This is a genomic window from Rhizobium sp. 01T444, from assembly GCF_056398305.1.
This window is the reverse complement of the sequence record NZ_JBFTPD010000028.1, coordinates 1-11,959: the sequence shown is the minus strand read 5'-3', so window position 1 is coordinate 11,959 and position 11,959 is coordinate 1. Positions and strand designations below refer to the sequence as shown.

Genomic DNA, 11,959 nt, shown 5'->3' with positions numbered 1-11,959 from the left:
CCGCATGCACACTCTGACCGACCTGCTGCCATGGATATTGGCCCTGCCGCCCGCCCTTTGGGAGACCGGACGGGTCCGGAAGACCTATGGCGCAGCGCTCGGCGCAGTTGCCGGTATCATCGTCTTCGGCGGTATCTTCCTCTGGGTGGTGGCACTGGCATTGGTCATCTCCGACCTCGATATGCGGTTGGGTCCTGTCGTGGTGCTGCAGGCGCTCTGCCTGCTGGTCGCACCGCCGGCGGTCACCTGGTGGGTCGGGCGGAAGTCGAGCCTTGCCGCCGGCATTTTCGCAGGCATCGCCGCGGGCTTTTGCCTCCTCTTCGTCACGAGCGTCATCTGGCTTGCCGTGGAGGGCGTCTGAGCAGCAGTGCGGGAGAGGCCGGTTGGTCAGCGCCAAACCCAGCGGTCAATTCAAGCCCCATTTGACCAGCCGCTTCTGTGGTATATCCTGCCCACCAGCCAGTGACATAACCGCAAAGGATGCGCTCATGGAGACGATCAGGATCGGCGGTTTGGCGCTGGAATTCCTGCACAGCAAGGATGATACGGCCGGAAGCCTCGATCTCTTCCGCATGACGGTCGCGCCGCAGGCAAAAGTGCCGGCGCCGCATTATCATGAGAGCTGGGATGAAGTGGTCTATGGTCTCTCGGGCACGCTCACCTTTCGCATCGACGGCGCCGATCAGGTGATCGGGCCGGGCGGGTCAGCCTTCATTGGCCGCGGCGTGGTGCATTCCTTCCGCAATGACGGCCAAGAGCCGGCAACCGTCTTGAACGTCCTGACCCCCGGCGTGCTCGGCCCTGCCTATTTCCGTGAAATTGCCGATCTCATGGCCGCCGGCGGGCCACCTGATCTGGAGAAGGTGAAGGCGATCATGGGCCGCTACGGGCTGGTGCCGGCAGCGGGGTAGGCGGCGGCCACAGCATCGGCCCGAAAATCGGAATCGATTTTCGGAAAGCCTGATGCGTCGGTTCAAAGGTCAGAGCGTCCTCCAGCGAGGATGGCCACCGCAGTCCGTCATGCTGCGAGCGTTCCCACGAAATCCGCATAGGCTGCCTTGCGGATATCTGTCTTGAACTGGCCCCACATGCCCTCCAGCGCCGTGTTGGTCAGCGTCAGCACGGTCAGCCCGTTGGCGGGGTCGATGAACCAGTTGTGGCCATAGGCGCCGCCCCATTGCAGCGTGCCCGGCGCCTGCGGCGAGGCATCGGCGGCGGGATCTGCGAGCACTGCCCAGCCGAGGCCGAAACCCCAGCCGGGGCCGTCCGACTGGGCGGACGCGCCGATGCGGTCGCGCCGCATTTCGGCAAGGGTCTCCGGTTTCAGGATGCCGCCGCCATCGGTGCGCATCGCCTCGAAGAAGCGCAGCATGTCGTCTGCCGTGCCGACCATGCCTGCACCACCCGAGGGATAGGCGGAAGGCGCAAGCGCGCGTGACGGCGAGAAGATGGCGTTGCCCGTGGTGCTGCCATCACGCATGGCCTCCGGCTCAGGCGTGCCGTCCAGATAGGGTTTGACCAGACGTTCCGGCGCGCGCGCCAGAAAGCCGGTATCGGCCATGCCGAGCGGGCCGGTGACATGCCTTGCGACGATCTCCTGCAGCGGCGCACCCGCCACGCGCTCCAGAACCGCGCCGATCACATCGATGCCGAGCGAATAGCGCCAGGCGCTGCCGGGCGCAAAGGCGAGCGGGGCTTCACCCAGCCGACGGATATTCTCGTCCAGGTCGAAATCCACGAGGTCGAGACCGTCGGAAATGCCGAGCCTGCGATAGGCGCCCTCCGGCCCCTCGATGAAGCCGTAGCCGAGGCCGGATGTGTGGGTCAGCAGATGTTCCAGCGTGATGACCGGCCGGCTGCCATCGGCAAGTGCCGGGCGGAAATCCGGCAGGGTGGCGGTGACGGGATCGGAGAGCCTGATCGCGCCCGTCTCGACGAAATGCATGGCGGCAGCAGTGACGACCGGCTTGGTGAGCGAAGCGAGCCGGAAGACCAGCGAGGCTTCCATCGGACGGCCGGCTTCGCGGTCGGCAAGGCCGGCGGCGCGGCGATAGACCATCTCGCCATCCTTCAGCACGGTCACGACGGTGCCGACGATGCGCCGCTCGGCGATGGCGCTGTCGATCGCCCGATCAAGCGCCGGCGATCTTTTTTTCGGCTCCGATCTTTGCTCTGGACCCGATATTTGCTCTGGAATAGACATCACGATCCTCCTATTATCACAATGACCACTCCAGAATAACGGAGCGCCAAAGGATTTCAAGAGTGATCACTGTGATAAATGAAGAAAAGCGCCGCCGCGGCCGTCCACCGGCTTTCGACCGCGCCGAGGTGCTTAGCAGGGCGGCAATCCTCTTCTGGCAGCGCGGTTATGAGGGCACCTCGATTTCGGACCTGACGGAGGCCATGGGCATCACGCCGCAAAGCCTCTATGCCGCCTTCGGCTCCAAGGCCGAGCTCTACCGCGATGCGGTGAGCTGGTATCTGCACAATGTCGGCGAAAGCGGCTGGCAGGAGGCGGAAGACGTGGTCGATGCCTTCGGCGCGCTGCTCGAGGACACGGCCGTCAATTTCACCCGACCCGGCTATCCGCCTGGCTGCATGATCTCGACTGCGGTGCTGACGGCCGCCGTCGAGAATATCGATGTCGCCGCCCATATGAGCCAGCTGCGCGAGGCCAATGTCGGCCGCTTCGTGGAGCGTTTGCGGCGCGCCATCAGTGAAGGGCAATTGCGCCCGGATGCCGATGTGACCGCGCTCGCCCGCTTCCTCGGCGCGATCATCCAGGGCATGGCGGTGCAGGCGCGCGATGGCGCGGATACGGCGACCTTGCGAGACATTGCCGACATGGCGATTGCGCAGCTGGAGCGCTGGCGGGTGTGATGGTGGAGGAGGCGGCGGGTTGGCGCCTGTATGAAGAGTGAGGAGGGGCGTGCCGCGTGGGCGGTGCTGCCGTCCCGCTATCGTCGACCGCAGCTTACCTAAGGAGAGCGGTAGGCCGAATTCCACCCAGACGAGCCTCACGTAACGGAATACACCTTTGAATCCGTTCAGTTTTCTCGAAAATCTTCGTAATCCCGCAAAACATCACCCGATTGGGGGGTGGCGATTGCCCGGCTAACGGCTAGGGTGAGATCGGCCTTGTGGAGCTGGGCCGACTTGACGCAAATTGGAGGCCGTCCTTCCCGACGAGCCTCCTTTTTTATGTGCCACCCCCGGCCGTGCGCGGGCGTACAAAACTACCGGGCGTGGACGCCCAGCAGCTCGAACTCGTCGATCAGGCCAACCACCTTCTCGCCATCGAATGTCTCGGCGCCGATGATGCTTTGCCCGTCATATTTCTCGGCCTGCAGGATGATGACGTATTTGTCCTGTTCGCGGAAATAGCCGTATTGCGGGATTTCGATATCGAGCGGCTTTCCATCGCTGCTGCCATCATGCCCGGCTGCGAAGATCGCCGTTCCGTTATCGACATCTTCGGGTGCAGCACCGCGGCCGATCAAAAAGCCCGAGTTCGGCAAGGCCGGCCACTTGGCGGCGCCGCTGAAAAGCAGGGCGGCGCTGAGTGCTACGGCGAGCGCCCTGATGGTCTTGAACTCAGTTGCCTTTGCCATGGTCCACTCCTGCCATGCGAAGAAGGGCGAGGGGGCTTCATTCTATGAATTCTCCCTGCAGCCAGAAGTTCCCAAAAACCGCCAACCGGAGGCAGGCGCAAGACAGGAGAGCCGCACTGCACAATTTTATTCGCGATGGCGCATATAGGGCACAGGATATCCGGTAGCCGGATACCGGTGGAGGGTGCCAAAGCTCACTCCGGCTGTGGTGTCGGGGTTTTCATGTAGTCGCAGATCCCAGTGAAATAGAAGGTCTGCCCGCCCTGTTCGGCTTTCGACAGGCCAAATTCCCAGACGGCGAATTTATCGGAATCGTAATAGATGGCGGCACCCAGGAAAGCGTCGAGCCGGCCGCAATCGCCCATGCCGGTGCCCGTATAGATCGAAAGCGTCTTGCCTTCGATCTTGCCCTTCAGCACCTTGTCGATCTCGAAATCGCCGCGTGTCATACGGGTCGGCTTCCCATCGGTCAGCGAATCCGGAAGACCGACGCCGTAGGTCACCAGCTTCATGCGGCCTCTCACCACGAGGTCGGAACTGGAAAATCTCTGCTTATCGGATATTTTCTTGCAACTGCAGGCGGCAGCCTGTGAGGCTGTCAGCCCCAGAAAAAGCGACGCAAGGATTGCGGCTGCGACACGACATGACTTCATCGAAATCCCCATTTGAAAGAACGCATCATCCACCCCGGCCACTTCTAGGGATGATTGCAGAAAATGGCGGACCGATGGCAGAACAGTATGCCCGTCTGATCTTTCTGAAGGGGCTGGGCTACGGGCCGTTGCATTGCTGTAACAGCTGTTTATCTTCGTTTGCTGTGGTCGAATCTGCGGTGTTACGGCACGGCATAAATTCGCAATTCAAAATTGATTTTCCATAGGGTTCGGATAGGCCTGCAGCTGCATGCCGGAGGGGATATTGTGAAAAAATTCATTGCAACTCTGGCTCTCGTTTCTTTGGCGGCAAGCGTGTCCGGCCCGACGGAAGCTGCCGACAGCTATCAGCGGCAATCCGTATCCAGAACAGTGATGACGGGCGTGCGGTCGAAGCTCGGTCAGCACTGGCACATCAAGAATAACTGCAGGCTGGCAGATGTGCCGGTCACCCGTATCGTCGAGGCTCCGAAGCATGGACGTGTCGAGATTGCGCGTGAGCGTGTCTTTCCCGATGCGAGCGGACAGTATGCCCGCTGCCGGAATGTCGAGGTACCGGGTCTCGTTCTCTATTATACCGCCAGGGGCGGATATACGGGCAAAGACAAGTTCGTCCTGCGCGCTCCCCACGGCGACGGGTTGATCAGGGACACCACGTTCAATGTACTGGTGCTAAACTAGGCTTCTACGCCGGTCAGCCGACGTCCTGATCCGCTTCGCGCGTCATCTCGACCATCGTCGGGCGAAAGCCCATGGCGGCGAACAGGCTGCGCGCGGTCTCGTTGCGGTAGGCGGTCGACAGCACGAAGCGTTCGGCGCCGAGGGATTTCAGGCCGGCCATCGTCGCTTCCAGCAGCATGCGGCCAACGCCTTCGCGCCGCCGCGCCGGATCGACGAAGAGATCGTGGATGACGCCTGCCGGCCCGCGCAGGGACATATAGTCGAAGCCTTCGAGCGCGGCATAGGCATAGCCGACCAGCGCGCCCTCATCTTCGGCGACGAGGAGCACCGTCTCCGGCAGAGCGAGCTCGCTTTCGAGGAACTGCGCATAGCGCGCCGGCGTGCTTTTTGCCGCTTCGATGAAGCGCTTGGCGTCCAGTTCGTGATGCAGCGTGACGAGCAGGGCTCCGAAGCCGCCGAGGGTTTCCATGTCGGCGGGCCTGGCAAGGCGGATCCTTACAGCATGTTCAACCGGCTTCGTCGCCATATGTCGTTCCCGTGGGCTTTTAATCGAGGCGCTGCTTTTAATCGAAACGCTGGGGGTGCGCGGAGATCCTTCCTACATCGGGGCCGGTTCCAAGGCCATATCTTCCACGCGTGATGACGCCTTAGGCTGCCCGACGCCGGCTATCCAGCGACGGGTGGGCCGGGCACATATTCCGGAAATTCGGCCGCACCCAGGCTCAGCGCCTTCACCATCAGCAGCCCGTCATCGAAATATCCGTTTCTCTGATAGAACTGATGCGTGCGCTCACGGCCGAGGATCATGGCGAGGCGGATGACGGCGCATTCCGTGCGCTCTGCTTCCGCCTCCATCCAGGCCATCATCGCCGCACCGATGCCGCGGCTGCGCAGTTCCTCGTCGACGGAGAAATTGTCCACTTCCATATATTTGCCGCACCAGAGCTGTGTGCCGGTCCAGAAGCCGGAGATGCCCACCATGCGCTCGCCCATATAGGCGGCGTTGCAGCGGTAATTGCCCTGCGCGATCATCGCCGACATGCGATCGCGGAAGACGGCCTCGCTCAAATGGCCGACCTGGCTGTTGAGCGGAAAGATCGTCGCGATTTCATCCATGCCGAAAAGCTCGCGGATGATGATGTCCCCGGACATGACACGCCCCCTTGTCACTGTCGTCAGACTGCATCCGATCGGTGTCGTCGTCCAGAGGGGAGCCGGTGTTCCCAGCGAATCTTCACCACCTGTGGGGGAGGTGGCCGGCAGGACAGAGGGATGGCCACACGGCATACGGTCAGCTTTTTCGACGTTCCGCAGCCCTCCAGCAGCAAGAACGCGAGCAAATATTCCGGTGCTAAATCAGCCGTTTACAGCCGGAACTTGCCAGCGATTTTAAGTTTTTCTGCTGATTTCTGTTGCCAAATTTAAATTTGACCTTATATTGCCTTCATCGACCATTGCTTGTGACGTCGTTGAAGAGCCTATGCGCTCTCGTCAGATTTCCTTCCAAATAATCGACCCAATCCCGCAGGGTATCGCGGGGAACTTCAACGGTTGCTTTGAAAGGAGATCGTTATGAATACAGGTACAGTCAAGTGGTTCAACGCCACCAAGGGTTTCGGTTTTATCCAGCCGGATAACGGCGGCACCGACGTTTTCGTCCACATTTCTGCAGTTGAACGCGCAGGTCTGCGCTCGCTCGCAGATGGACAGAAGGTCACCTACGACATCGTGCAGGACCGTCGCTCGGGCAAGAGCTCTGCTGACAACCTCCGCGCTGCCTAAGAATTTGTCACGACTTCGCGCGACCACGGATGTACTGGCGCGCGGAGACGAAGACAGAGGCCAGAAACTGGCCGGGGAAGGTCGGGAGCAGTCCCGGCCTTTTATTTTGATTTCATGTGGAGAACGATATGGTAAGCCGTCGTTACCGGCCGGGTGACACCATCATGCTCAAGCATGGCGTTCTCGGCAGCGTCCAGCCCTCGGGCTCGGGCAACATTCTATCCGTCCTGCCGGCCGCGCAGGGCTTCGTCCATTATCGCGTCCGGTTCCAGAGTGAGAATTTCGAGCGCAGCATCCGCCAGGATGATATAGACGTCGCGGCATCGCCCTCGGCGCCCCTGCCTACCGAAGTGCGGGCGGCTTCCGAAAGTTCTAAATCGAGCTGGATCAATTCGAATTCGATCCGCATCAGGAAATAACAGCAGCAAAGCTGATTAAGGAGAAATCTTGCAGGTACTCGTCCGAGACAACAATGTCGATCAGGCCCTCCGTGTGCTCAAGAAGAAGCTGCAGCGCGAAGGTGTGTTCCGTGAAATGAAGGAACGCAGCGCCTATGAAAAGCCGTCGGAAAAGCGCGCCCGCGAAAAGGGCGAAGCAATCCGCCGCGCCCGCAAGCTCGCCCGCAAACAGGCGCAGCGCGAAGGCCTGCTGCCGGCACCGAAGAAGAAGGTGATGCCCGCCCGCGGCGGTCGCTGATCTTTTCCCGGTCTCCCGATCCATCGAGAAGGAGGAAGCATGACCGAGACGAAGGACACGTTCTTCAAGCCCGAAAAGCTTTCGCCGCAGGCGAAGGCCGAGCAGACGACGTCTGTCGCCAGGGACATCCTTGAAAGCGAAGCTGCCGCCCGGCAGAAGAAAACGGAAAAGCTGCGCGCGCTGAGGCTCGCCCAGCCAGCCCCCGAGGCGCCGGCAAAGAAGACCAGGGCGCCGAAGAAGGGCTAGGGGCTTTCGAGCCTCGCCTTGCTACGGCTTGGTATGATTGATGATTTTGAAGCGGTGCTCTTTGGGCGCCGCTTTTTGCGTTTGGTGATGGCGCTACATCGATTCGGCTCGCCGTCAGGAGGGCAAGAGGCTTTAAAGGTCGGGGTCGTCCTTGCAAACTCCAGTCATCGCACATTTGGAGCCGATTGATGTTTTATGTGGCAATTGGCTGAGGATCTCGCATCTCCACATGTGTTGCGCAAAATCGGTATCCATGTCCGTCCCGTCAATCATGACCGTTCCGCCCCTGATGACGGGCCGGACTGTCCCGTTTGCAATATCGAGGGCGATTATCCTGATGAACATATTCGCGTATTGGCATGGCCGCATGGCCGCTGCAAACTTCGTCCGTTCATCTCCTTCACGTTGAGCCACGCCCGCTATTTCTGAAAGCAGAGGCCCGTCTTCGGCTTCGATCCGCTCACCGAGTCTTTCCAGGCCAACCTTATCGGCCTTCTCAACCAGCCCAGCCAGTTTGATTGCTAACTGCTGAGCGCCGTTGCCGTCATTAAACCGTTCGAGTGCAGATATCAGTTGTGCCGATTCCATAGCAAACGTGGACGCCGGCAACGTAATGACGGCGCAGAAAGCGGCTACAAATTTATTTGGGGACATCCAAGGTACCTGCCGATGCATTCTAGCGTCGGCAATATCGACTGCATCTTCGGGTTGTTCAAGGCTGGGAACGGTTGTTTGCGGCCGCTTTCGCAAAAAGCCTCTCGCCCCCCAAGACTGGGGCGCGCTGGATTCCTGTGACATCCCTCGTGACGGCACGAGGAGGGAATGAGGGTGGGGAGGAGTCGGCGCCCAGCCTATCTCGCCAATAATGGGGAATAGAAGGACTGGCCGAGACTTTCGGACCGGCCCGGACTTCGGCAGGGCAGGCAACGCAGCGCCCAAAGCCAACCGCGCTACTGCCCTAACAGTTCATTTACCACGGCATCAACTTCGCGGCTCGATGCTCGCATAAATTGATATCTCCAGGCGATACTATCAAGACAACAAGCGAACTTCGGGGCACCTTATGCTGTGGAAACTATTTGCGGGAGCGCTTTGCCTCTGGCTCCTGGATTGCGTCTATATTCTCTATAGCAATGAGCCCACGTTCGAGATGTTTGTCGACGGCGTCATGCAGCTTTTTGGCGTTGCGGCCGTACTCAGCTATGGGTTCGACCTTGAGATAATAGACCGTCGATATTGGAGCACCTTTTCCAAGATCTATGCAGCCTACATCGCCTATCGCGTCGTCCGGCCGCTGTGGACTCTTTGGGGCATCTCGACATCCCACGACGACTCCGCAACCCTATCATTGATGTGGATGGGCCTTGGAGCGGTACTCTTGCTCATTGCTACGCTCGGCTATTTCCAGTGGCTCGCCATGTTGCGTTGTTCGCGGGGAGAGGCGGCAGGCCGGCGCTAATTGCAGCTGTCGGCACCCAACTTCCCTCATTCCTGTGCCTGTCACAGGAATCCACCCACCGCGCGTCTGCGCGGTGAATGACTCATGCATTAAGAGGAAAAGTCTCTCCTGCCCAAGGACTTGGGCAGGCTGGATTCCTGTGACATCCCTCGTGCCGGCACGAGGAGGGAATGAGGGGCGGTGGGGGGGACCGCGCCGTACTAGCTCAACCCAACCCCACTCAGTTCCGCACCTCGAAGATCATGTTGAACGGCGTTTCACTCGAGCGGCGGAAGTGGTGATATCCCGCATCCAGCGCCACCTTGCGCAGTTTCATCTCGCCCGCCTGCGCGCCAAGCCCGAGGCCGACTTCCTGGGCCATGGAGGCGGGTGTGCAGATCATCGTCGAGGCGCCGTAATAGACGCGGCCGACGGGGTTTAGGTTGTCCTTCAGGCCGTCATGGGCGAAGGGTTCGACGATCATCCAGGTGCCGTCCTTTTTCATCGTCTCGCGGATATGGCGGCCGGCGCCGACAGGGTCGCCCATGTCGTGCAGGCAGTCGAACATGGCCACCAGATCATAGTCGCCGGCCGGAAAATCCTTGGCGGATGCCTTGCTGAAGGTCACCCGGTCGGCCACACCTGCTTCCTTCGCAGCGCGCTTTGCCCGCTCGATCGACGGACCGTGATAATCGAAGCCGTGGAAATGCGATTTCGGGAATGCCTGGGCCATCAGGATGGTCGAGGCGCCGTGGCCGCAGCCGACATCGGCGACTTCGGCCCCGCGTTCCAGCTTTTCCTTCATGCCCTTCAGCGCCGGAATCCACTCGGTCACGAGATGGCTGTTATAGCCCGGCCGGAAGAAGCGCTCGGTGCCGCGGAAGAGGCAGGTGCTGTGTTCATGCCAGCCGAGACCGCGCCCCGTTTTGAAGGCTTCCTCCACCTTCGGCTCGTCCATCCACATGGACTGCACAATCTCGAAGGCGCCGCCGAAGAAGGCGGGGCTGTCCTCATTGGCAAAGACCAGCGCCTGCTCGGGCGTCATGGCGAACTTGTTGGAGGCTTCGTGATAGGTGATGTAATCGGAGGCCGCCATGGCGGCCAGCCATTCGCGCACATTGCGCTCCGTGAGGCTGGTCGTTTCCGCAAGCTCCATCGAGGAGCGCGGCCGCCCATCCATCATCGCCTTGAACAGACCGAGATGATCACCGAGCACAACGAGAACGCCTGACACCCCAGCCCCGAGATCGCCGACGAGGCGACCGACGAGTGCGTCGACTTTCTGCATGTCAGGTTGCTTCATGCCGTTCGGCATATCGGCTTTTGGCTTGGCCTGTTTCGATTTTTCAGCTTTCGGCAGATCAGTATTAGGCATGGCACCCTCCTCAAGATGCGTTAACCCCAGCCCGATGGATCGACCTTGTGGGGATTGTAGGTCGAGGCGCGGGTCAGTCAATGCTGCATTCGGGTGACAAGGGCGGGTGAGGGCGACGTGGAAAGCTTGGAGGCGATCCGATCGTGTCAACGGCCACAGGTTGAAGCGTTGCAGCAACATGGCCTGTCCTTCGCATGTGATAGCGACAAGCGCAGAGATCTGGAGGGAGCGAGCGGTTTGCGGAATTCGGCAGCAGAGCCGCCAGCGGTGGCGCATGACGGATCGACCGCCGCGGGAGAAATGGCGACTAAAGTCAGCCAGAGACACCGTCCCCGCTTGGAAATTAAGTGCCACGCCGTCCTTTCCGCGTTATAATGATCGGCTGCGATTTAGACGGAAAGGTGAAGCCAATGAAGAGGCTCGCAATCATTGCCCTGTCGCTCACGGCGGCGTTGACGAGCGCCCCGCCGGCCGTGGCATTTCCCACCATTGTCGCCCCTGATGTCGAGGCGCTACAGGCGCAACCGGTGCGCTACCGTGGCGGCTATGGCGGCTACTATGGCGGCTATCACGGCGGATACTATCGCCACCATGGTGGCAACGATTGGGGTTGGGCGCTCGGCGGCCTGGCCGCAGGCGCGATCATCGGCGGAATGCTGGCGCAGCCTAGATATTATGGCCCCAGCTACTACGATCAGGGCTATTACGGCTCGACCTATGACGGTCCGTACTACTACGGCTCGACGCGATATTACGCGCCACGCTATTATTATCGCCAGACCTATTATGGCGGCAACGGACATGTGCGCTGGTGCTATGCGCGTTACCGGTCCTACAGAGCTTACGACGATACGTTCCAGCCCTATCACGGTCCACGACAGGCGTGCGTCTCGCCTTACTATTGATGGGCGCGTAGAGCGGCCGGCGTCACACTCATCGCCTTGCCTTGATCGCGTCGTTCGCCTGCCTACGGAAGTTCGATTTCGCCTGCTACCACGTGGTTGAGGGCGGTGCCTTCCGCCGTCAGCGTCATGCGGACCTTCAGCTTTTTGCCGCCGATCTGGTGGTCACGCACCGTCTCCTCGATCTTGCGCTGTGAGGTCACGCCGACTTCCTTCAGGAACTTGCGGATCGACATGTTGAAGGCGTCTTCGCTCATGGTGGAGTCCTCTGTGTCCGGAAGGGATTGTAAGGGAAGGCGAGCGATCAGGAAAGCTGGATGGGAGGTGCGGTGTCAATAATGCAGCCGCCGGCGCATCCTAGAGCCTTTCCTGGTCAGATTGCAGCATTCTGTTGGCTCAAACGGAGTCGGATGGTCGACCGGCCGGCGCGCGTCGTAGCCCAGATCTACGGCCAAGCCGGCCGATCGATCAGGCGACCCGTTTCAGCCAACCCCGGTGGTTTGCTTGCAAACCAGCTAGGGCCGGGCATCTTTCCGCCAGGATCAAAGGCATCTTTCCGCCAGGATCAAAGG

The 11,959-nt window shown here is 60.5% G+C and carries 18 protein-coding genes; 10 read left to right on the top strand and 8 right to left on the bottom strand.

The window, feature by feature from the left end:
- Positions 1–4 precede the first annotated feature (4 nt).
- Positions 5–361, top strand: a complete 357-nt coding sequence (locus AC1DTN_RS28660; protein WP_113321290.1) for a hypothetical protein — start codon at positions 5–7, stop codon at positions 359–361.
- A 127-nt stretch (positions 362–488) separates the two neighbouring features.
- Positions 489–911 (top strand): cupin domain-containing protein, encoded by a 423-nt coding sequence (locus AC1DTN_RS28655; RefSeq protein ID WP_477923649.1) that lies wholly within the window; start codon positions 489–491, stop codon positions 909–911.
- Between the two features lie 107 nt (positions 912–1,018).
- Here the strand turns inward: AC1DTN_RS28655 and AC1DTN_RS28650 are convergent, their stop codons facing one another.
- The gene (locus AC1DTN_RS28650; protein ID WP_477923647.1) at positions 1,019–2,203 is read right to left on the bottom strand and encodes a serine hydrolase domain-containing protein; all 1,185 of its coding nucleotides are present in this window, start codon (positions 2,201–2,203) and stop codon (positions 1,019–1,021) included.
- Positions 2,204–2,265: 62 nt separating this feature from the next.
- On the opposite strand from AC1DTN_RS28650, the gene AC1DTN_RS28645 reads away from it, so the two are divergent.
- Positions 2,266–2,883 carry a TetR/AcrR family transcriptional regulator gene (locus AC1DTN_RS28645; protein ID WP_477923645.1) on the top strand — a complete coding sequence of 206 codons (618 nt, stop codon included), beginning with the start codon at positions 2,266–2,268 and terminating at the stop codon, positions 2,881–2,883.
- A gap of 356 nt (positions 2,884–3,239) precedes the next feature.
- Here AC1DTN_RS28645 and AC1DTN_RS28640 read toward each other — a convergent pair whose 3' ends face one another.
- Positions 3,240–3,614 (bottom strand): hypothetical protein, encoded by a 375-nt coding sequence (locus AC1DTN_RS28640; protein ID WP_113321294.1) that lies wholly within the window; start codon positions 3,612–3,614, stop codon positions 3,240–3,242.
- A gap of 194 nt (positions 3,615–3,808) precedes the next feature.
- On the bottom strand, positions 3,809–4,126 hold the full coding sequence (locus AC1DTN_RS28635; protein WP_477923643.1) for a hypothetical protein: 318 nt from the start codon (positions 4,124–4,126) through the stop codon (positions 3,809–3,811).
- A 408-nt stretch (positions 4,127–4,534) separates the two neighbouring features.
- Here AC1DTN_RS28635 and AC1DTN_RS28630 point away from each other — a divergent pair, with 408 nt between their 5' ends.
- Entirely contained in the window at positions 4,535–4,948 is a 414-nt protein-coding gene (locus AC1DTN_RS28630; RefSeq protein ID WP_477923642.1) for a hypothetical protein, read from the top strand.
- Between the two features lie 13 nt (positions 4,949–4,961).
- Here AC1DTN_RS28630 and AC1DTN_RS28625 read toward each other — a convergent pair whose 3' ends face one another.
- Together AC1DTN_RS28625 and AC1DTN_RS28620 are read right to left on the bottom strand one after the other, a co-directional pair.
- Positions 4,962–5,474, bottom strand: coding sequence for a GNAT family N-acetyltransferase (locus AC1DTN_RS28625; RefSeq protein ID WP_439015473.1), 513 nt, complete (start codon positions 5,472–5,474; stop codon positions 4,962–4,964).
- Between the two features lie 140 nt (positions 5,475–5,614).
- Positions 5,615–6,100: a GNAT family N-acetyltransferase gene (locus AC1DTN_RS28620; RefSeq protein ID WP_477923641.1), complete on the bottom strand. Its 486-nt coding sequence runs from the start codon at positions 6,098–6,100 to the stop codon at positions 5,615–5,617.
- A 420-nt stretch (positions 6,101–6,520) separates the two neighbouring features.
- Here AC1DTN_RS28620 and AC1DTN_RS28615 point away from each other — a divergent pair, with 420 nt between their 5' ends.
- The 4 genes from AC1DTN_RS28615 (at position 6,521) to AC1DTN_RS28600 (ending at position 7,672) form a co-directional block, all read left to right on the top strand.
- On the top strand, positions 6,521–6,730 hold the full coding sequence (locus AC1DTN_RS28615; protein ID WP_007819041.1) for a cold-shock protein: 210 nt from the start codon (positions 6,521–6,523) through the stop codon (positions 6,728–6,730).
- A gap of 128 nt (positions 6,731–6,858) precedes the next feature.
- Complete coding sequence (locus tag AC1DTN_RS28610) at positions 6,859–7,149, top strand: cold-shock protein (RefSeq protein WP_113321298.1); 291 nt, start codon at positions 6,859–6,861, stop codon at positions 7,147–7,149.
- Between the two features lie 28 nt (positions 7,150–7,177).
- Positions 7,178–7,426, top strand: a complete 249-nt coding sequence (rpsU, locus tag AC1DTN_RS28605; protein ID WP_007819039.1) for a 30S ribosomal protein S21 — start codon at positions 7,178–7,180, stop codon at positions 7,424–7,426.
- Positions 7,427–7,465: 39 nt separating this feature from the next.
- A complete protein-coding gene (locus tag AC1DTN_RS28600) occupies positions 7,466–7,672 on the top strand; it encodes a hypothetical protein (RefSeq protein WP_113321299.1) in 207 nt (68 codons plus the stop codon).
- 132 nt (positions 7,673–7,804) lie between these two features.
- Here AC1DTN_RS28600 and AC1DTN_RS28595 read toward each other — a convergent pair whose 3' ends face one another.
- Positions 7,805–8,326, bottom strand: a complete 522-nt coding sequence (locus AC1DTN_RS28595; protein WP_442205522.1) for a hypothetical protein — start codon at positions 8,324–8,326, stop codon at positions 7,805–7,807.
- Positions 8,327–8,735: 409 nt separating this feature from the next.
- Between AC1DTN_RS28595 and AC1DTN_RS28590 the strand changes: the two genes are divergently transcribed.
- Positions 8,736–9,131, top strand: coding sequence for a hypothetical protein (locus AC1DTN_RS28590; RefSeq protein WP_442205523.1), 396 nt, complete (start codon positions 8,736–8,738; stop codon positions 9,129–9,131).
- Between the two features lie 220 nt (positions 9,132–9,351).
- Here the strand turns inward: AC1DTN_RS28590 and AC1DTN_RS28585 are convergent, their stop codons facing one another.
- Entirely contained in the window at positions 9,352–10,413 is a 1,062-nt protein-coding gene (locus tag AC1DTN_RS28585) for a class I SAM-dependent methyltransferase (RefSeq protein ID WP_439017238.1), read from the bottom strand.
- Between the two features lie 482 nt (positions 10,414–10,895).
- On the opposite strand from AC1DTN_RS28585, the gene AC1DTN_RS28580 reads away from it, so the two are divergent.
- Positions 10,896–11,390 (top strand): BA14K family protein, encoded by a 495-nt coding sequence (locus AC1DTN_RS28580; RefSeq protein ID WP_477923638.1) that lies wholly within the window; start codon positions 10,896–10,898, stop codon positions 11,388–11,390.
- Between the two features lie 62 nt (positions 11,391–11,452).
- Here AC1DTN_RS28580 and AC1DTN_RS28575 read toward each other — a convergent pair whose 3' ends face one another.
- Complete coding sequence (locus AC1DTN_RS28575; RefSeq protein WP_439015469.1) at positions 11,453–11,644, bottom strand: DUF6494 family protein; 192 nt, start codon at positions 11,642–11,644, stop codon at positions 11,453–11,455.
- Positions 11,645–11,959: the final 315 nt, after the last annotated feature.